Annotated in this window: 16 protein-coding genes and 1 pseudogene; 12 read left to right on the forward strand and 5 right to left on the reverse strand. The window is 60.0% G+C overall.

What is annotated here, in order from left to right:
• The first annotated feature begins 112 nt into the window (after nt 1-112).
• The 4 genes from ACU0AG_RS15565 (at nt 113) to ACU0AG_RS15580 (ending at nt 11,865) form a co-directional block, all read left to right on the forward strand.
• Nucleotides 113-337, forward strand: coding sequence for a hypothetical protein (locus tag ACU0AG_RS15565; RefSeq protein WP_482783199.1), 225 nt, complete (start codon nt 113-115; stop codon nt 335-337).
• On the forward strand, nt 337-2,415 hold the full coding sequence (locus tag ACU0AG_RS15570; RefSeq protein ID WP_482783200.1) for a 3'-5' exonuclease: 2,079 nt from the start codon (nt 337-339) through the stop codon (nt 2,413-2,415). Before ACU0AG_RS15565 ends, ACU0AG_RS15570 begins: the two co-directional genes overlap by 1 nt.
• Before the next feature lie 194 nt (nt 2,416-2,609).
• Nucleotides 2,610-5,912 carry an STY4851/ECs_5259 family protein gene (locus tag ACU0AG_RS15575; RefSeq protein ID WP_482783201.1) on the forward strand — a complete coding sequence of 1,101 codons (3,303 nt, stop codon included), beginning with the start codon at nt 2,610-2,612 and terminating at the stop codon, nt 5,910-5,912.
• On the forward strand, nt 5,902-11,865 hold the full coding sequence (locus ACU0AG_RS15580) for a DEAD/DEAH box helicase (RefSeq protein WP_482783202.1): 5,964 nt from the start codon (nt 5,902-5,904) through the stop codon (nt 11,863-11,865). Before ACU0AG_RS15575 ends, ACU0AG_RS15580 begins: the two co-directional genes overlap by 11 nt.
• 87 nt (nt 11,866-11,952) lie before the next feature.
• Here the strand turns inward: ACU0AG_RS15580 and ACU0AG_RS15585 are convergent, their stop codons facing one another.
• A complete protein-coding gene (locus tag ACU0AG_RS15585; RefSeq protein ID WP_482783203.1) occupies nt 11,953-12,537 on the reverse strand; it encodes a recombinase family protein in 585 nt (194 codons plus the stop codon).
• A 232-nt stretch (nt 12,538-12,769) separates the two neighbouring features.
• On the opposite strand from ACU0AG_RS15585, the gene ACU0AG_RS15590 reads away from it, so the two are divergent.
• From ACU0AG_RS15590 to ACU0AG_RS15600, 3 genes are all read left to right on the forward strand, one after another.
• Nucleotides 12,770-13,018 carry an AbrB/MazE/SpoVT family DNA-binding domain-containing protein gene (locus ACU0AG_RS15590; protein ID WP_086741164.1) on the forward strand — a complete coding sequence of 83 codons (249 nt, stop codon included), beginning with the start codon at nt 12,770-12,772 and terminating at the stop codon, nt 13,016-13,018.
• Complete coding sequence (locus ACU0AG_RS15595) at nt 13,011-13,400, forward strand: type II toxin-antitoxin system VapC family toxin (RefSeq protein WP_086741166.1); 390 nt, start codon at nt 13,011-13,013, stop codon at nt 13,398-13,400. Before ACU0AG_RS15590 ends, ACU0AG_RS15595 begins: the two co-directional genes overlap by 8 nt.
• Before the next feature lie 210 nt (nt 13,401-13,610).
• Nucleotides 13,611-13,934, forward strand: a complete 324-nt coding sequence (locus ACU0AG_RS15600; protein ID WP_088912953.1) for a YnfA family protein — start codon at nt 13,611-13,613, stop codon at nt 13,932-13,934.
• Between the two features lie 22 nt (nt 13,935-13,956).
• Here the strand turns inward: ACU0AG_RS15600 and ACU0AG_RS15605 are convergent, their stop codons facing one another.
• The 3 genes and pseudogenes from ACU0AG_RS15605 to ACU0AG_RS15615 all read right to left on the reverse strand — a co-directional run bounded on the left by ACU0AG_RS15605 (nt 13,957) and on the right by ACU0AG_RS15615 (nt 15,534).
• A complete protein-coding gene (locus ACU0AG_RS15605; RefSeq protein ID WP_088912954.1) occupies nt 13,957-14,595 on the reverse strand; it encodes a cation efflux transmembrane domain-containing protein in 639 nt (212 codons plus the stop codon).
• Between the two features lie 218 nt (nt 14,596-14,813).
• A pseudogene (locus ACU0AG_RS15610) lies at nt 14,814-14,984 on the reverse strand (efflux RND transporter permease subunit); the annotation flags it as partial.
• 154 nt (nt 14,985-15,138) lie between these two features.
• On the reverse strand, nt 15,139-15,534 hold the full coding sequence (locus tag ACU0AG_RS15615) for a MerR family transcriptional regulator (RefSeq protein WP_086741021.1): 396 nt from the start codon (nt 15,532-15,534) through the stop codon (nt 15,139-15,141).
• An 83-nt stretch (nt 15,535-15,617) separates the two neighbouring features.
• Between ACU0AG_RS15615 and ACU0AG_RS15620 the strand changes: the two genes are divergently transcribed.
• Genes ACU0AG_RS15620 through ACU0AG_RS15630 form a run of 3 tightly spaced genes read left to right on the forward strand, consistent with a single transcriptional unit; the run spans nt 15,618 to nt 17,184 of the window.
• Entirely contained in the window at nt 15,618-16,259 is a 642-nt protein-coding gene (locus ACU0AG_RS15620) for a cation efflux transmembrane domain-containing protein (RefSeq protein ID WP_088912955.1), read from the forward strand.
• Nucleotides 16,259-16,834, forward strand: coding sequence for a methyltransferase family protein (locus ACU0AG_RS15625; RefSeq protein ID WP_086741017.1), 576 nt, complete (start codon nt 16,259-16,261; stop codon nt 16,832-16,834). Before ACU0AG_RS15620 ends, ACU0AG_RS15625 begins: the two co-directional genes overlap by 1 nt.
• Nucleotides 16,831-17,184: a DUF3703 domain-containing protein gene (locus tag ACU0AG_RS15630; protein ID WP_086741015.1), complete on the forward strand. Its 354-nt coding sequence runs from the start codon at nt 16,831-16,833 to the stop codon at nt 17,182-17,184. The genes ACU0AG_RS15625 and ACU0AG_RS15630 overlap by 4 nt, the downstream gene beginning before the upstream one ends.
• Nucleotides 17,185-17,256: 72 nt before the next feature.
• Here ACU0AG_RS15630 and ACU0AG_RS15635 read toward each other — a convergent pair whose 3' ends face one another.
• Complete coding sequence (locus ACU0AG_RS15635; protein WP_482783204.1) at nt 17,257-17,505, reverse strand: hypothetical protein; 249 nt, start codon at nt 17,503-17,505, stop codon at nt 17,257-17,259.
• A 166-nt stretch (nt 17,506-17,671) separates the two neighbouring features.
• Between ACU0AG_RS15635 and ACU0AG_RS15640 the strand changes: the two genes are divergently transcribed.
• On the forward strand, nt 17,672-18,874 hold the full coding sequence (locus ACU0AG_RS15640) for a TolC family protein (RefSeq protein ID WP_162291054.1): 1,203 nt from the start codon (nt 17,672-17,674) through the stop codon (nt 18,872-18,874).
• A gap of 2 nt (nt 18,875-18,876) precedes the next feature.
• The gene (locus tag ACU0AG_RS15645; protein ID WP_088912958.1) at nt 18,877-20,097 is read left to right on the forward strand and encodes an efflux RND transporter periplasmic adaptor subunit; all 1,221 of its coding nucleotides are present in this window, start codon (nt 18,877-18,879) and stop codon (nt 20,095-20,097) included.

Raw genomic sequence — 20,097 nt, forward strand, 5'->3', positions numbered from 1 at the left:
CGGATCAGGGTGGGCGGGTGTCCATGGCTCCTTTGTGGGCCTTGGTGGACGTGGGAATGCCGGGTGGTCCGCGCGTAAGCGGCGAGGCCCAAGTGGTGCTGACGGGCTTCCTATGAGCTTGGAAGATGCGAGGCAGGCTGGGCTCTCGATCAAGCAATGGCGCGCGCAGGCCGATAGACAGGTGGCCAAAATCGAAAAGAAGCTGCTCTCGGCGAGAGAGGAAATTGCAGCCCTTGAGGAGCAACTGGTTCTCTCCGAACGATCTCGCCAAGCGGCCTATCGCGCGGACGATGGTGTGCGGAAGCGCTTACCTGCACCGCCAAAAAGGCCTGCGTGATGAACCTCATCTACGCCTCCACCTTCGCCGATGCGCTCGATAAGCTCGCGCATCCGGAGCAAAAGCAGGTCAAGATCACCACGGTCGACCTGATGATGAACCTCAAGGGGGCAGGACTCAGCCTCGAACGGATCAACCGGGCGGCCGACACCGACATGTGGTCCGCCCGGGTCTCCCGCGACCTTCGCATCATCCTGAAGCGCGACGGCGAGGATCTGGTGCTCGCCTATGTCGGCCACCACAACGATGCGTATGCCTGGGCTGAGCGACGCAAGATCACCCGCCACGAGCGCACGGGCGCGATGCAGATCGTTGAGGTGATTGAACAGAAGGCCGAAGGCAAACTGTTTGACTGGACTGCCGGCGTCTCGACAGATGAGCCTGCCCCCGCCGGTCAGGCACAGCCGTTCTGGTCCCTCAGCGATGACGATATGCTCGATGTTGGCGTGCCGCGCGATTGGCTACAGCCTGTGCGAGAGATGGTCGAGGACGAGCTGGACCGCTTGTTCGACCACCTCCCCGCGGAGGCGGCCGAGGCGCTGTATGATTATGCGACCGGAGGAAAGCTCTCCGATCACAAGCTACAGCCCGCTGCTGTAGCGACCAACGCCTTCGCTCATCCGGATTCCCAACGGCGGTTCCGCGTGCTCGACAACATCGAGGAATTGCAGGCGGCATTGGATGCCCCGTTCGAGAAATGGGCCGTGTTCCTTCACCCCGCACAGCGAGCATTGGTCGAGAAGCCTGCCACCGGACCAACACGGGTCACTGGATCGGCGGGGACTGGGAAGACGATCGTCGCACTTCATCGCGCGGCTCATTTGGCGGAGCAGGATCACGCGACCCGCGTCCTGCTCACCACATTCTCGGCCGAGCTTTCGGAAGCCTTGGAGAAAAAGCTCGCGATTCTTACCGAGGCAACCCCACAGCTCAGGGAACGGATCGATGTGCGGCCGCTGGATGAAGCTGCAGTTGAGCTCTACGCATCCGTCCACGGGCACCCGGCGATTGCCGATGAGTCTGAGATCGCTGAAATCGTCGATACAGCCAAGGCTACGGGTCTTGGCGGTGATCTGTCGCGCGAATTCCTTTCGGAGGAATGGACAGAGCTCGTAGACGCGTGGGGCGTCGATAGCGCGGAAAGCTACGCCAACATACCGCGGACTGGACGCAGGACGAGGCTTGGCCCGAAACAGCGAGAAGCTGCGTGGGCAGTATTTGAGCACATCCGGATCGCGCTCTCGGAAAGAGGGTTGGTCACACACCCTATGATCTACAGTGCTTTGGCCGACCTTGTCCGAACCGATGTCGCCATGCCGTTCGCACATGTCGTCGTCGATGAGGCGCAGGATCTGACCGTGCCGCAGGTGCGATTTCTTGGCGAGGTAGCAGTTCTGAGGCCTGATGCGGTGTTCCTGGCGGGTGACATTGGCCAGCGGATTTTCCGGTTGCCGTTCAGCTGGGTCAGGCTTGGCCTCGACATTCGGGGAAGAAGTCATTGCCTGAAGGTCAATTACCGGACGTCTCACCAGATCCGCACTATGGCGGACAGGCTGTTACCGCCGTCGATCACGGATTCAGACGGCTTGGAGGAAGGGCGCCGCGGCACCGTTTCAGTGTTTGACGGACCTGAACCGGAGTTGATTTTTGCCGAGGACGAACACGACGAGGCTCAGATCGTCGGCGCCTGGATCAAGGAATGCTTGACCGCAGGTATCGCCCCACCTGAAATTGGAGTTTTGGTGCGGAGCGAACTCCAGTTGCCCCGTGCCGAGTTGGCACTTCGATCTGCTGGCCTTGAGGGTGCGGGCACGAAAATTCGTTGTGCTTGCATGCACGCGGCCAAGGGCCTCGAATTCCGCGCGATTGCCGTAATGGCGTGCGACGAGGATGTCATACCTCTGTCAGAGAGGATGGCTGGAATCGGTGATGTGGCCGAACTCGAGGCGATTTATGAAACGGAGCGACACCTCCTCTACGTAGCGTGCACGCGAGCAAGAGACCGCTTGCTGGTCAGTTGTATTGAGCCCGGTTCAGAGTTCCTCGATGACCTCGGCAAAGGAGCAGGGGCGGGGTGATGTCGCAGCATGAGCCCGATTTTCGTTCCGCTCGCCGGACCGTGGAGTGGCCGGCGACGAACATGCACAAGTCGCCCTCTGCCTCCTCAGCCTCTTCCCTATGTGGATCATTGAATCTAAAGCTTTAATCGTCATCAGTCGAATGGTTGTAGGGGGCTGGCGGCGGTCGGCAAAGAGGGTGCGGGGGAAGTTCGTTGGTTCAGGGACGTGATTACCAAGCTGAGATCGACGCGGCGCGAGGCGACCCTATTCTGCTCCGAAAGATTGCCTCCGAAATCCATCAGAATGGTGGCCCTCAGGTTTTGGTCATCCGAGCAATCCAACGCGCCAAGGCTGCTGAAGCGGGTCCTCATCCCCTTGGCCGCGTTTGCGATGCACTGGGCTTGCCGAGGCCGAATGGCAGGCCTCTCTATCGGTACAAGCTTTCGTCTGGGACATTCGAGCGCATCGAGAAGAAGCTATCGTCGAGCCTGCAGTCTCAAGAGCTTCATCCGGCCCTCGCCCCTGCGTTTGTTTTGTGGGCTGCTGACTGGTTCCGCCGTTCCTATCAAGGCGGGATCCAGCGTTGGGCAGATATTGAGGATGCGCTGGGTCTCAAGTTCCCCCAGAATGTTTGGCGCGATCTGACGGACAAGGGGTTTCGAGCTTGGAAAATCGAGCCGCTGATCACCAATCATGGAAACCAGCGCCTGTCGAACCTCGCGCGGCATGGTGGCTTTCCGGCCGCAGCTATGGCTATCGGAGCAAGTTGGCCGCGCAAATTCCTAGAGCGGGTCGTTGGCGAGCTCTTGGGTTCGAATATGCAGGACATCAGCACCGCGGTCGCCATCTGCGAGCGAAATGAATTCTTGCTCCCATCGATTTGGCGCAGCCCAGAGATGTACGCGGTTTGCGGGGAACTGGCACTGACGATCGTCGATCTACGGGCATTCGCTGACAGGGAGGTGCCTGCCGACGGCCGCCCCTACTCTGTGCGCCTCGATCAGTGCTACGAGGACTGGCGTGACCAGCTACCTATGACCCTCGAGGGAGCGGCTACGGCGCTGATTGATACCTTGCTCGAAGCGAAAAGGCTTTCGAGCACCGGCACCATTCGCGTGGCTAGAGTGATGTCGCAGCGCGACGGGATATGGCGTGAATATCTTGAGTTTCACCTCGATGGGCGATGGGATGACAGCGATCACACGCTTTCGCCGGAAGACCATAGCCGGGTTTTCGTCCAACCATCTGATGGCCTGGCTGACAGAATCTCCGGTCGATTGGCGTACCTTGAGCATGAGGATGCGAACCGTTGGATCGCTAGGCCCATGCGGAGCGATGCATCAATCGAGTTTCCATTCGATCTCCCGGTCATGGCCGAGTTCCACGCGAGGGGAGAGCGCCTCGCTCCCAGCTTTATCCTACCGGGCGGTAAGCCTGTAAGTGCTGGCCTTCGTGTCTTTGAGCGGCAAGGTTCCCATGCCCAAGAATTGACTTTCACCCTGACAGGCCAGGGGTCGGGTGCGTACCGTGCGGAACCAGTTTTTGTCGATGTGCCCGATGACTGGTCATTGAGAGGGAAGGACGGCAATTCCGAGATTGAAGTCGAAGACTTTGCCTTTGCGCCTGGCCGCTGCCTTTACCGGTGCGCTGGTACGATTATCGCACAGAAGACTAACGGAGACCGCTTTCTGATCCGCACCGGCCAAAGCGCCGACCGCAAGGATCGTCTCTTTATTGTGGCCGACTCCGCCCATGGGGTTCAGACACCGGGCGGGGAGCAGCTATTCAAGCATCCGCTTCATGCGCAGGTTTCTGATGGTGTCTCGCGACGTGTTGCCAGTCGCGGTGAGGTTTGTTGGCGGCGGGTCGGTACACGTGAATGGCTCGATGATCTGGACAATGCAGGTCCTGGCTTTTGCGAATTCGCGTGGCTCGATGGATCAACAGGGCATCTTCGCGATCGGTTGACAGCCATCGTTGTGCCAGCTGACTTTGCGTTGAAGCAACAGAGCAATGGCAGCCATGCCGAGATCGAGCTCAGCGGTTGGGACGGGGACGCTGAGCTTGGGGATGAAGCTCAGCGTTCGCCAAACAACTGGCGAGTGCGGATCGACCCACCGCGCCGAGCGTTGCTGCCTCTTCGTCTTACAGGAGCGCATGTCCCAGCTTTTGAATTGCTGGTTCCGCTTCGTTCGAAGGAATGGCTCACGACGTGGAGCGGAGAACTTTTGCCCCGAGACACTGTGCTGGGGCTTGCAGACCTTCGCGATACAGTTGCGCGCGCGCCGTCGACGTCACGCCTGATGGCAGACGTCCGGCAGCATTCCGGCGCTGCGCTGGAGGCAAATTGGCTGATTGATGGCGCGCTGGGACTTTCGGCACTGCGAACGGATATCGCTGCCCTCATGCGCCCTCTTGGCATCGACGCGCAGGTCAGGCTCGATTTCCACAACGGGAGTGATGATCACTGGTATGTTACTGAGTTTGGGAACACTCTCGAATGGGAGCCTAACAACGGTCTGCGCCCGAAGACCGCAATAGTCGGGGACAATGTTCGTATCTGCGGCCGCTCGCTTGGTGCCCCTGAAAAGGAGGTCGATTTCGGTTTTTATGAGGGGCTACAGAGAGGCCTTGGAGGGCAAGTCATTCACTTGCCACGCCTCAAAGGCGCTTGGCTGATCTATCTTCGCGAGGGTTCACGGGTTCTTACGCGGCCGCGATTTGTGTCGGGAGACCTCGACACACAAGTTCCACAGCACAGGCTTGGTCGGGCTATGGTGCGGCCAATTGAGATGGCGAAGGAGGAACTGCAGTCACTCGTCCACGGAATTGCTGAGGATCCGACCGCCCCAGAGGTGATCGAAACCATACAGACCGTCTTGAAGCTAGCCCTATCGCTCAACGGGCTTCCTCCCCAGACGTTCGAGATATTCAAGATGTTTGAGGAGGCGGGACCTCTTGCCCCGCTGCTGTTGTACCGGTGTGAAGAGCAGCATCTCTCGACAATCCTTGAGTTGTTCGAAGGCCTTTGCACGAGCTGGGTCCTGTTGCCTCACGCGTCGTGGCGTGCCGCCTTCGAAGCCCAAGGCCACTACCTCGTCAGCCGCCTCGATGACCCTCAATGGGCATTGATGAGGATTACCGAGCGCCAGAATGAAATCGCTGCACGATTGCCGCAGTTGGCTCCGGTGATTTGTCGAGACTTCTCCGCCGCCACCTGGGACGAAGTCCGCGACCATTTCACGGGCCATACCAGTGAGAGCATCAACACCGACGGGAGCGGCTTCAACCCCTTCCGCCCTGCCTTTTGCGACCTTCTTCCGAAGGAGAACTTCCTCGAAAGCCTCATGCGTGTGTTCGATGCGCCGTTTTCAGCTGCCTTGGCAGCGATGGGACTTATTTCCCTCGACAAGGTGCAGATTCTCACAGTGAAAGACGTCGAGCGACGTCATCCAGCCTACTTCGCCAGAGCTTATGGCTACGCCCTTACGGAGCTAAAAAAAAATGATCGCTGATGATGTGTCCCCGCCTATTCGCCTGTCGCCGATGGATGTCCACCGGCGCCTGCAAGCTGGGCTCGCAGAGGCGGTCGTTTCACGCGCTGGCATCAGGCATGAGGGGCTGAACGCCTTCCTCCGAAGCAATCTTGCAAGCACGGATCTTTCGAATGGAGCGCTGCTGTCTGAACAGCTCTTCCAGGCAGCGCCGGGCTATGTTTCGTCGGGGAAGAGGCCTGACGAACTCGTTTCGCTACTGCATGATCGCACAATTCAAGCGATCACGCGAACGCCGGATCAAGATCTGCGCTTCGATTATCCCGCCTACGCTCACCAGTTGAAGGCCTGGCAGCTGCTTGGCAGTTCAGATCCGCAATCTGTACTGGTTTCCAGCGGGACCGGATCGGGGAAGACCGAGTGCTTCCTGGTGCCGCTGCTCGATGATCTTGTGCGCGCCTCGGAAGTCGAGGGCCAGCTGTCTGGCGTTCGGGCGCTTATGCTGTACCCGCTCAATGCCCTCATCGCGAGCCAAGAGAAGCGTCTTACCGCGTGGACCAAGCCGCTCAACGGTGACGTGCGCTTCGCCCTCTACAACGGCTTGATGGGAACGGCGCGCAAATCAAATCGCGATAAGGCCGAGCACGAGGTTCCGTATCAGGTCCTGTATCGTGAGACGCTCCGCGCAAATCCCCCGCCTATCCTGGTCACGAACCAGACGATGCTGGAGTACATGACCATCCGGCGCGAGGATCGGAAGATCCTTGATGCATCCAAGGGCAAGCTGCGCTGGATCGTGATCGACGAGGCGCATAGCTACATTGGTTCCGCTGCTGCGGAACTCTCGCTTCTGCTGCGGCGCGTCATGAAGGCATTCGAGGTCACGCCCGACCAGGTTCGGTTTGTAGCTACCTCGGCTACCATCGGATCCGCTGATGATCCGGAGGCGGTCGCTTCACTCCAGCGTTTCCTGTCCGACATCGCAGGTGCGCCGCTCGTCCGAACCCATGTCGTAATTGGCAAGCCGCAGCCTGTCGACCTCTCGAGGGTAGAGAGTGTTTCTGCCGACCCTGCGGCTCGCCTAGTGGCTGAGATGCTCGAAGAGAAGCCGCAAACCCTCTCATCGTTGTCTACGGTGGCAGGGGCGGCCGAGAAGGTCTTGCTCGATCTAGCCGCGCACAATGCGAAGGAATCCAAGCCCGTTCTACCGATGAGAGCGCACAGCTTCACGCGCGCCATTCCCGGCCTTTGGACGTGCATTAATTCGGACTGCGTCGGCGGCATTCGGCCGAAAGATTGGCCGTTCGGACCGGTACTTTTCCAAGAGACTGACAGTTGTCCGCATTGTCGTTCACTCGTGTTTGAAATCCAGAGTTGCCCCGATTGTGGCGAGCCGTTCCTTCCTGCTGACGATATGGGTGACAAGATCTTGCCCCGGCGGAGCGACAAGGATGCCGATGAGTTTCGCGAACAGAGTTACCGTGATCGTGACCATGAGGATGACGATGATGAGGAAAACCAGACAGATGGCATCGCCCATTCCCGCCTGGTCGCCATCAACGCTCAGCCCCAGGCGAACGAGGTTGAATTTGATGTCGTAAGCGGCGCGTTGGCGGACGGTGCCGCTAAGGTCGCAATCACACAATTGAATGAGGGGCGCTGTCCTGCATGTCTGAGCAGCAAGCGCCATGGGCGTCCGGCGATGCTGTCTTTTCGCTTTGGCACACCCTTTCTCACGCAGAATGCCGCGCCCATCCTGCTTGAGGGCGTCTCTCCTCATCAGGCAGACCACGCCTTACCATTCGACGGGCGTCAGCTGATCAGCTTCTCGGATAGCCGGCAGGGGACCGCGCGTTTCGCCGCTAATATCGAGACTAACGGGGAGCGTGGTTTCGTTCGCGGCTTCATTTATCACGCGGTGCAGAAAGCCGCTCATGGTCTTAGCCTCCCAGAGGAGGAGCGGCAGAAACTGATTGAAAAGCGCGCCAAGTTGGCGAGCTTTGTTCATGAGATGCCATCCTTCAAGGACGACATAGCCAAGATCGACGCCGAATTAAGTGGGGTAGGGGTCGTCGGCATCAAATGGACTGATCTGACATCTGCTTTGGCCTCGGAGCCGACGATCGGCATGATGGCGAAGGTTTGGGACCTTGATCGCAGCGAGCGCTATCACGATAATCGGGAGGCGCTCGCCCGCTTCATGCTGCTGCGCGAACTCGCCCGCAGACCGCGAAATGCAAACGCTATGGAAACGCTCGGGCTTGCCCGCTTGCGCTTCCCCGCCATCGAACGGATCGGGAAGGACAAACTACCCGAAGCAGTGTCGGCCAAGGGCTATCTGATAGAGGACTGGAGGGATTTCCTCTACTTCATGGCCGACTATCTCCGGAGCTATTTCGCCTTGGATGTAGATGATGGCGACGCCAGGTGGATGCCTGGCAGGGCAAGACCTCGTAACGTCATCGGACCCGATCAACCTCCCGGCTCGAAAAGAGATATCGCCTGGCCGTCGGTCAATGCCAAGGGCACACAACCGACGGCGGTCCTTCTCCTCGCAACCGCCTTGGGTTTGGACTTGTCGGCACAGCGTGATCGCCACGAGATCAACCAACTTCTCCGCACGGCCTGGGAGCACATGACGCCGCTTCTCGAAGGTGTCGGCGGCACATTTAGCCTGCGCCTCGAAAAGACTGCTGAGATTGAAGCCGTGACCAAGGCTTGGCAGTGCCCGCTCACGCGCCGGGTTTTGCCACGTCTCGTGTTTGGCCGTTCGCCCAATCTTGTCACGGCAGCCACCGGGAAAATTGATGGGAGAAATGCTGATTCTATCGAATTCCCGAAGCTGCCGCATACTCGCCCGCTGAATCGTGCGACTAAACGAGTGATCGCTGATTGGCTGGTCGATAACGAAGTCGTGCGAGCTCTTCGGGAGCGACGCCTATGGACGGACCTTCACGATCAGGCTGCTCTGGCGACCCCCTACCTTCGGGCCGAAGAGCATAGTGCACAGCAGCCGCCGCACCGGCTGCGGGATTTTGAGGAGCAATTCAAGCAAGGCGATATCAATCTGTTGGCCTGCTCAACGACGATGGAAATGGGCGTCGACATAGGCTCGATTGAGGCGGTCTTGATGACCAACGTGCCGCCATCGATTGCCAACTACAACCAGCGTGCAGGGCGAGCTGGGCGTAGAGGGCAAGGGTTCTCGACCAGCCTTACGATTGCCCGTAACACCCCGCTCGACCTCGAAACATTCTCAGATCCCGCAAGCTACCTTGCTCGAAAGCTCGCTTCGCCACGCGTTTCTCTGGATTCAGATCGGATCGCCCAGCGTCACGCGAATGCCTATCTGCTCGCGCAATGGTTCCGCGACGTCGACGGTGAATTCGCCCGGACTAAAACCGGCGATTTCTTCGGCTGCCGCGCGGACCTGCGGCAGTTCGAAGGGGTGCCGCCTGCTGACGCCTTCTGTGAATGGACCAGAGCGCCCGCCACCAAGGCGGCAAATGAAGTTGGCCTAAGGCAGCTGCTCAAGGGCACCGGGCTGGAGTTCGACAGCGAGATCTGTGAACACACTGCGGCCATGTTCGAGAAAGAGGCGGCAAGTTTTCGGAGGACTTGGCAGCGGCTCAAGGAAGACGTCGAGGCACTCGACGGTCCCGCCAAGAAGGCGATCGAATTTCAGGCACGGCGTCTTTGCAAGGAATTCCTGCTCAAGGAGTTGGCCAACCGTTCACTGATACCCGGGAGCGGGTTCCCCACCGCGGTTGTGCCCTTCGATACCTTGTGCGCTGAGACGCAAAGGGCTCAGGAGCGTCTTCGTTCCGACGAGGAAGGAGCGCGTGATCGGCGCTATGAGTGCCCGACGCGCAATGCCGATATCGCCATCCGAGAGTATGCGCCCGGCGCTGAAGTCGTTGTCGATGGTCTGGTCTGGAAATCTGCTGGCGTAACACTGAATTGGCTTAGCCCGATCGACAGTGGCCAGCGGGAACCCCAGAACTTGCGCTGGGCATGGTGGTGCGATCAATGTGGCGGAGCCGGCTCGGATCATCAGATAGCCGATTGCTGCCCCCATTGCGGCGATCCAAACGTCAAGACTGAGCAATTTCTTGAGCCAGCGGGCTTCAGGGTCGATTGGAACGCCCAGCCTCACGCAGACACCGACCAAGCGGTCTACATCGAACCCAAGTCCCCGAAAGTCAGTGTCGGGGACATTTCGTGGCAACCTCTTTTGCAACCGGGGACCGGCCGAGTGCGCGCGTCGCACGATGGTTACATCTATCATCATTCACGCGGGCCGAACGACAAAGGTTATGAGATTTGCCTCGAGTGCGGACGAGCAGCTGAGGCAGGTACTGATGCCCTCAAGGAGCACAAGCCGCTTACGCCGCGCGATAGAAAAGCGGCGGATCGGTGTCCGGGTAACGATCAAGGATATGCGATCACGCGCGCGCTGGCGCTTGGCCACGAAGTTCTCACCGATGTCGTCGAAGTGCAATTGCCGGGCCTCGAGAGTGATGGCGCGGCATGGGCACTTGGTGCCGCGCTGCGCGAGAGCCTTGCTCGCTGGCTTGGCATAGAGCCGCGCGAACTGGGCATTTCGGTTGCCGGCCGAGAAGGCGAGTTGGGCCGGAAGGCTCCCTCAATCTATATCTTTGATGAAGCGTCTGGGGGTGCCGGATACGCACCGAGATTGCTCGACGACATTTTCCATCTTTTTGAACGCGCTTCGCACATTCTCGATTGCCCAAGGGAATGTGAAATGGGGTGCTCGGCTTGCGTGTTGGCGCCCGATCTTCATCAACAGCAAGGCCGCCTTGACCGCCGTGCAGCATTGACTGCTGTCCAAGCATTCCTTGAGAAGAACGCTGAGCTGCCAGAGGAGGACCGAGCAACGGCGGACGCCAAGGCTGTCAACGACGCAGCGAACGCCCTCATGCTGCGCGCCCGCGGTGGCGATAGCATCACGGTGCTTTTGCCGGACGCTTTTGACCTTGCGGAACTGTCCTCGGTCAAGATGCGGTCGCTGTTTTCGTCTGCCTCGGCTCGTGGCATCCCGGTGACGCTCGTTCTGTCTCCCAGTTCCTTTGGCAATTTGACCGAAGTTGAGCGACGATCGCTGCGCGACGCCGCGATACGCAACGATTTGCACCTTGGCTTGGGTCTGGCCGAAGGTGGCCCGTCAGGCAATTGCCGGATTGCAGAGCTCGTGTCTCCCGCTGGGGCCAAGGCTTTCTTCTCTCTAGATAAGAGCGCTGCGCAGCCCGGTGAAAGATGGGGCGTTGGCGAAAGCCACGCTGTCGTTGTTGGCAGCGTCGCTTCTCAGACATCCTTCGCGCCGATTTCTCCAGACGACCTTGAGCGCCAAGTGGCGCCAGGGGACAAAGTTGAAGTGATGCAGGGATTTGGCCAATGCCCGATCACGCAGTTCGGAAACCGTTTCGGGACTAAGCTGAAGCAGCAGATGGAAGCCGCAGGCATATGGCATCCGGGTGCCTTGGTCCGAATTTCCTATTCGGATCGATACCTTAATGCCCCGCTGCCCATGCTGCTTTTCCTCCGAACCTGCGAGTTTCTCGCCTCAGCGCTGAAAGGTGATGCAACCGTTGAAGTCGATATTGTCGTGCAGCCGTTGAAGAAAGACCGGGTGCCCTGCCGGATTTTCAACGATTGGGATCATGAGGGTGATCGAGAGGACGTGGTGCAGCTGCTGGGCGACAAGCTCGGTCTCGATGTCGCGATTGATGTGACGGCAAGTGGCATGCACGGACGCAAACTTGAGCTCGAATACGCAAATGGCTCCAAGGCCATCGTCCTTCTGGACCAAGGATTTGGTTACTGGCGCATCGCTGGGAACTTGCCTCGGTATGACTTCAATGCGGCGCCGGCAGTGCAGGCCAGTGCCCTGTTCGGACTAAGCGCCACAGTATCAGGAACCGGCGAAAGCTATTTTGCTGTGACCAAAAAATGAGGAGGTAACTGGTTGGCCTCACATCAGATTTGGGTCACCAGATCACGACCTGTTGGGCCTTATTGGGGGAGGGCGCGTTGCCAAGACTTATGGCTCTGAACCAACTCCACGGCGGATCGTCCGATACACCGTTGGCCGTGAGACCTTGAACAGCTTGCCGAGGTCGCTGATCGAGTATTCGCCGGTGGCGTGCATCTTGAGCAGCTCGCGCTGCTGGAGGTCGGATAGCTTCGGCGGCTTGCCGCGGAGCTTCCCCTTGTCCCGGGCGATCTTCATGCCCTCGCGGGTGCGCAGGCGGATGAGGTCGCTCTCGAACTCGGCGAAGGTCGCGAGGATGTTGAAGAACATCCGGCCCATGGGATCATTGGGGTCGTAGACCTGCTTACCCAGTGCGAGGCTCACGCCGCGCTTTTCCAGTTCGTCGGCGATCGCGCGGGCGTCGGGCACCGATCGGGCGAGGCGATCCAGCTTGGGTACGACCAATGTCTCCCCCGCGCGGACCGCAGCCAGAGCCTGGGCGAGGCCGGGGCGGTCTCGGTTGCGACCAGTCAGTCCGTGGTCGGTGTAGATGCGGTCCTCGGGCACCCCAAGCTCGATTAGCGCCCGGCGCTGGGCGGTGAGGTCCTGCTTGTCGGTCGAGCAGCGGGCATATCCGATGAGAGTGTCGGTCATTTGTAACGGATGAGGCCCCTGTGTGAGAAAACAAAGCGTACCACCTTAATGAGAGAGCGGGCAAGCCGGATTTGCGGAGGGGAAGGGGGTTTGACCTCTGTTCCCCCAAAAGTGTCCGGTGAGCGATCCGATGCGGTCGCACGAGCCTTGCTCATTTCAAATGTATTGACCTGCGCTTGATACAGAAAACCAAAAATTGTAATGGCCAATCGACCATACAGCGAGGTGATTTATGAACGTGCAGCGGGGAAAACTTGTCTCGGGAGGAAGGCTGCAATTGCCGGTCGAGATCCGGCGTGCGCTCTCTCTATCCGATGGCGACACCGTGCTGCTCGAAGTGGTCGATGGCGAAATCCACGTGCGGCCCTATCGCGATGCTGTGACCCGGGTTCAGGCGAAGTTGCGCAAGTATGTGGAGCCAGGTCGCAGCTTGTCTGACGAATTGATAGCTGAGCGCCGGGCTGCCGCAGAAAATGAGTGATAAGCGCTATATGCTCGATGCCTCGGCTGTGCTCGCGATGATGCTCGGTGAGAACGGCGGCGATCAGGTTCGAGAGCGACTTGCTGCCAGCCACATAAGCGCCGTCAACCTTTCTGAGGTTGTTGCCAAACTACAAGAAGGCGGTGTGCCCGATGAGGTCATAACGTCCAGTCTTGCAGAGCTGAATTTCGATGTGCTCGCGTTCGATCAGAGTCAGGCAGTACATGCCGGACTGCTGCGTGCTGCGACGCGAAGTGTTGGATTGTCCTTGGGGGATCGAGCCTGCCTTAGCGCAGCCGAGTCGTGCAATGCAGTTGCAGTGACTACCGATCGGGCATGGGGCAAACTCGACGTTGATATCGCCGTCGAAGTTCTTCGCTAAGTTCCGCTTCCGACCCAAGACCTTCCGGCCACTCCCGCCCCAAACTAAGCCGGTGCCGATCATCAGCGAAAACGTCTGTTTTCGCCGAAAGCCGCCGTGCAGGTTCTGGGATCAAGCTCCAACCCTGCTTGTGATCGCAACTGAGTGTAAGCCTGCCGTGGGATCCGAATGATTGCCACTCCCGCCCGTGCCTGTCAGACAGGCGCCACGATGACCTACTTGATCTTCATCGGTGCAGCGCTGGCCGAGATCGCGGGCTGCTTCGCGTTCTGGGCTTGGCTGCGCCTTGATCGCAGCCCGATCTGGCTGATCCCTGGCGCTCTGTCACTGTGCCTTTTCGCGGTCCTTCTTACGTTCGTCGAGGCTGAGCATGCTGGTCGCACCTACGCGGCTTACGGTGGGATTTATATTCTGTCCGCGCTGGTTTGGCTTTGGATGGCTGAGGGGATCAAACCTGATCGTTGGGATACCATTGGAGTGGCCATCTGCTTGTTAGGGGCTTCGATCATTCTGTGGGGGCCGCGCCCAGTTTAAACGTGGAAAGACCGATCGCCTCTTACAGGTTGAGCTGATCACCCTTCTCATGCTCTGTGCCATCCTCATCATGGACGTCCATGTGGGCATCCTGAAGGATCTCGACACCGCCATACAGCGCTATTCCGGCGACAGCGATACCGACCACAAGATCGGGCCAATTTGCGCCGGATACCGTCACGATGATGGCGGCGACGATGATGCCGCCGTTGGAGATGAAATCGTTGAAGCTGAAGGTGGTCGCCGCGCGAAGATTGACGTCCTTCTCGTTCATTTCATTGAGTAGCTTCAAGCAGATCAGGTTCACGACAGCCGCCACCGCTGCCATTGCCATCATCATGATGCCAGTTGGCTCCGATCCTTCAACAAAGCGCCGAATGGCATCGGCGATGACGCCGCCTGCGAAAATGAGCAGCATAATACCGGAAAAGCGTGCCGCGCCGCGCTTCCAAGTTCGCGAACGGGACAGGGCCAGCAGGCTCAGCGCATAGACCGCCGCGTCCGATGAGTTATCCAGCCCGTTAGCGAGCAGAGCATTTGAATCGCCCGCGATGCCGGTAATGAAGAAGCCTACAGCGATGGCGACGTTAAGCCACAGCACGATCCACAAGGTGCGCCGCTTTTCGGCTGTGTCGAGATTAAGGTCGCCTTCGCCGCTCATCTCATTATATCGTTTGTCCACCAATTTTCCTGCCTATACCAGACGGCATGGCCGCAAGTACGATCGTCAAGTGCTGAAGCTTTCCACATTGCGTTGGCACCCAAAATCACCTGGTTAAGCTCGCCAAGACCTACCTGTTCATCCTGGGTAGCGTCACGGCGCAGGCCGTCGCGCCAGTTCTACTTCCGGCTTCGCCTCGCGTCAGAAACGCCCAGCACAAGTCTGGCAACCGCCGGAAGAACGAAAAGGGGAAGAATGGTTGCGGGGATGAAGCCGCCTATGACCACAGTTGCCAGCGCCCGTGGCACTTCGGCCCCTTTCCCGGTCGCGACCGCCATCGGCACGAAGCCAAGCAATGCCACCAGCGCAGTCATGAGCGCCGGACGGATAGGATGGCGACTTCGATAGCCTCGGAAGTAGATACCAGAACGTCGCGGCGGAATGCGCGGCTAGGCGCTCCAAGCCTTGTGTGTCGCTTCGCATCCAAATCATGCGGAGCACTGAAATCAGAGGCACCGATGATCAGGTAATTGATCAAGCTTGCTAATTTCCGCGCGGGGCCAAGGTTTCGATGATCTTGCATTCGGCCACCGTCCCGTGACGGCAGGATCCGATGATCCGATCAAGCTCCCCACGAAGCGCGGTCAGATCGGTAACCTTGCGGTCGATTTCGGCAAGGTGGACGCGCGCAATCCCATCAACCGCATCGCAGGATTGGGCCTTGTCGTCCGACAGCGTGAGCAGCTCGCGGACCGCTTCGAGCGTAAAACCGAGATCGCGGGCGCGACGGATGAACGACAGGCGCGCAAGATGATCATTCCCATAGGCGCGGTAATTGGCACTTGTCCGTGAGGGCGGCGGCAGCAGCCCGATCTTTTCATAATAGCGCACCGTCTCGACCTTCGTCGCAGTGGCGCTCGCAAGTTCGCCAATCTTCATTGCCACACCTCCGCTCTTGACCCTGTAGTTGCTACAGAGTGTAGATAGACTGCCGACTCGCAGATTGTCGAGAAGGCAGGACGATGGCTGATGATTGCTGCAAGGCCGCGTGCGGAACGGCGGCCACGTTGAATGACCCGCGCTGGCGAAGGGCTTTGTGGATCGCGCTCGGCGTGAACGCCGGCATGTTCGCGGTGGAAATGGGAGCAGGGGCCGCTGCTGACAGCCGCGCGTTACAGGCTGATGCACTCGATTTTCTAAGCGATGCCGCCAACTACGCGATCAGCCTGCTTGTCGCCGGAATGGCGTTGACATGGCGCGCGCGGGCGGCGCTGGCCAAGGGGATCACCCTCATCGGACTGGGCGGTTGGGTCACGATCACCGCGGTTCTGGCGGCGCTTGAGGGCGCTGCACCCGAACCTGAACTGATGGGAGTCATCGGACTGCTCGGGCTCGCAGCCAATGCTGGCGTCGCCATCATGCTCTACAGCTTTCGTACTGGCGATGCGAACATGCGCTCGGTGTGGATTTGCTCGCGCAACGACGCCATCGGCAACGTTGCCGTGATGCTTGCTGCCATCGGTGTATTCGGAACTGGCAGTGTATGGCCTGACCTGATCGTCGCCTCCGCAATGGCGTGGTTGGCGTTAACTGGGGGCATGCAGATTCTTCGACAGGCGATGAGCGAGTTGAAGTCTGCGCCTGCTTGGCAGGAACAGGCCTGATGGAATTTCTTCAAATAGTACCTTTCGTTGCGATGGTCGCGATAATCACTGCGACAATCGTTCGCGGTGTCGCCATCCGGCGACGTACTGGCGACCACGCATTCGCCTTTCTGTCGGCGAAAGGGGCTCAGCGAGCTTCGGGACTTGCATTCGCGGTCAGTGGTGCGGCCCTGATTATTGCAAGTGGCATCGGCGCACGAGCTGGGCCCCGCGACTTGTCATGGTTGGCGGCTATACTTGCCACTTTAGGTGGTGGCGCCGTGATCGTGGCGCAAATCCAGATGGGCCGCGCATGGCGTATCGGCGTTCGTCAGGGAGATGCACCGGAGTTCGTGTCCCACGGGCTCTTCCGATACAGTAGGAACCCGATCTTCCTTGCGATGATGCTCGTCGGGTTCTCGGCCGCGATGGTGTCTGCATTTTGGTGGGCCTGGGTGTCATGGGCGACGTTTGTCGTCGCCTGCATCGCCCAAGTCAGGATCGAGGAAGCCCATCTTTCAGCAAGTTTTGGTGCCCAATACCACGAGTTCAAAGCGCGTGTACCGCGTTGGCTTGGTAAGGGAGGAGCGGAATGAAGTTCGCTGCAATGAGGCTCATTGAGCAGGAGATGACAGCTTATCGCTTGGCGCGCAGCCGTGGCGAGTACGATATGGCATGGTGCCACCTCGAGCGGGCGCACATCCTGTCCCAGCCCTACCTAAGGCAGCATCTGGCCAATCACCGCGCAATGCTGGCCTTTGCCTTCCGGCAACGCGATTGGAGCGAAGCACTTGGCCAGATCTTCCGACTCATTCTGGCGCCGATCGGCGCGCTGACGGGAAAGTTGCCGATCGGAAATACCGGGCGGTCGACTGTGAGCGCCTTTCAGCCAATGCCAATTCCGCCTGATCTTCTGGAGCTCTTGCAAGACGGGATGGGCGAATGACCTTAAGCGTTCAAGATTGCTGTTTCCGGTCGGAACGAGTAGGTCATTAGCGTGCGGGCTATGTTCCTCCTGTTATGGCTGACTATCGGCCTTGCCTTTGGCGGCGTTGAATCGCCGGCTGCAGCGCATGGTACGAGCGGATACGACAGCGTCATGATGCTGGATGCTCATGCTGATCATGCAGACAGAGACGGGCACGGGAACGGTTCCAGCGATGACGGCGGCCCATGTCATGGGCTGGTTCATCATCATTGCAGCATCGGACTTGCCAGCGAAGGGGCAAGTGATTTCGGTCTGCCACTGGGCGGCAATACCTCGCATTCAGCCTTGAGCGCCGCCGTTCTCAGCTCGTTCGCTCAAGCGCCTCCCCTTCAACCACCGTCAGCCTGAACCCAGTCGCCCAGTGCACTCGGGCCATTGCGCCCGTGTGCCGTTTGCACCTGTGTTCAGGAGTTTTTCGATGCGAATGTCCTTGCGCGCCGCCCTTATGGCTGCGGCGCTGGCTACCGCCCATCCGGCGTTGGCTGAACCTATTACGCTTGGCAGCGCGCTCGAGCGCGCGCTTGCCAACTCCCCTAGAATAGCTGCGGCTCAAGCGCGTGTCGCTGCCGCAGAGGGCCGAGCACGGCAGGCAGGGGTGGCGCCCAATCCGGAGGTCAGTCTTGAGGTCGAGGACTTTGCCGGCAACGGCCCTTTTCGGTCCTTCGATAGTGCGCAGACAACGCTGGCGCTGAGCCAACGGCTTGAAGTTGGCGGTCAGCGCAGTGCGCGGCGGGCGGTTGCAGCGGGCGAGCGCGATGTTGCCGCTCTGTCATTGCTCCGCGAGCGGGTAGATTTGCGCCGTGAGGTAGAAGTGGCGTTCGCCGAGCTGTCTGCGGCGACCGACCGGGCGACGCTCGCGCGCGACAATGCAGTGCAGGCAGCCTCGCTGGCTAACACAGCCCGGATACTGGTTGAAGCGGGTCGCGATCCACCGCTCAGGCAATTGCGAGCCGAGGCCGCTCTTGCGGACGCTCGGGCGGCCGAACTGGAAGCCTTCAGTGCGATGCTGGCGGCGCGGCGCATCCTCGCGACGCTGATTGCGTCGGACGATGCGGAGTTGACTCCTTCGCAGGGCACCGAGACAGGTGCGGCCGCCGAGCCGATGGGCCGCAACGAGCCTGGCTTTGCGAGTATCGACGAACGGCTCGCCGATGCCGAGCAGCGTGTAGCGGCGGCACGAATTGCACTGGCCCAGTCTGCGGCTACCCCCGATGTTACCGTGAGCGGAGGGCTACGCCGGTTCAGTGATGGTCGCGATACGGCCTTTGTCGTTGGCGTGTCGATCCCCATTCCGATCCGCGATCGCAATCGCGGCGGCATTGAAGCTGCCCGTGCCGATGCGACCGCTGCGGAGTTTGAACTGGAGCGAGTGCGCGCCGATGCGCGTAGGGATCGGGCACAGGCCCGCATGCTCGTGGAAGCGGCTGACGCCCGGCTTGAGGCCCTTGAAGGACCGGGTCTTGCCCAGGCCGAGGAAGCGCTTCGGCTCGCGCAGATTGGCTACAGCGCGGGGCGCTTTTCACTGCTCGAACTGCTCGATGCTCAGACAGCGCTCACTTCGGCCCGGCGGGCCATAATCGACGCTCGCCTGGATCGTGCGCGCGCACTTGCCGCGCTCAACCGCGCCTTTGCGCGCGAGGAGATTTAACCATGGCCTACAAACTCGATCAAAGGACAATGCCACTTCTCGCAGGCGCTGCGGTGATTGCGCTGGCTGGTGGCGGCGCTGGGTATCTCTTGAGGGGTGATACCGCACAGACTGGGAATGCCACGCACGCTGAAGAGGAAGAAAGCGGTGGAGACGCCGATGAAGCGACTGTTTCAGCCGGAGCCTCGGAGGGAACAATTGCGGTCAGTGATGCGCAGATACAAGCAGCGGGGATTGCTGTTGCCGTAGTACAGGAGGGCCTTGCCGGCGGCGAGGTGACGGCAGCGGGCGTTCTGGTTCCGCCCACCCAATCGGTTGGGCATGTCACGGCACGGACCTCCGGTGTTGTGGTGCGCATCCTGCGTCAGCTTGGCGACCGGGTTGGTGTCGGGGATCCTCTTGCAGTGATCGACAGCCGTGAAGTGGCTGAAGCACAAGGTGCCGCAGCGCGCGCACGCCGCGCGGCCGAAGCCGCGCGCACTGTACTTGTCCGGGAGGAAAGTCTGTTCCGCCAGCGTGTGACTGCCCGGCAGGACTATGAAGCCGCGCAGGCGGCCTATGACGCTGCGCGCATCGAAGCGCAGCAGGCCGATCAGGCATTGCGAGCATTGGGCGCCGGCAGTGGCGGCGGGACGACGCGCCTCATGACGCTGCGCTCGCCGGTTGCAGGCGAGGTAACGTCGGTAACGGTGACCCCGGGCGAATATGTTCCGCCGGAGCGCGAGCTGTTTCAGGTCGCCGATCCACGGACGGTATGGGCAGAGCTGATGATCCCAGCGCGCGACATCCAGCGGGTTGTGATCGGTCAGACCATCACGCTTTCCGTCCAGGGGAGCGATCATCCCCATACCGGTCGCATACGGTTCCTGTCGCCTGCCGTCGATCCGGCGACCGGCGCGGCCAAGGCGATCGCGACTATCGACAACACCGACGGTGACTTGCGCGTCGGACAGAATGTCAGCGCGAGGGTTGCTACTCCGGGCGTTGACGGCGCGCGCGTACCAGTCGTGCCGCGCAGCGCGATCCAGGAGACCGAGGGGCGCAGTGTCGTGTTCGTGCGGACCCAGCGCGGGTTTGTCATGCGTCCGGTGACGATCGGGTTAGGTAGCGATGCAGCGGTTCCGGTCCTTTCCGGCCTGCGCGTCGGCGAGCGCGTGGCAACCGTCAACGCCTTCGTCCTCAAAGCGGAACTCGGCAAGGCCGAGGCCGAACATGATCACTGA

The organism is Erythrobacter sp. RANMB8, assembly GCF_056848235.1.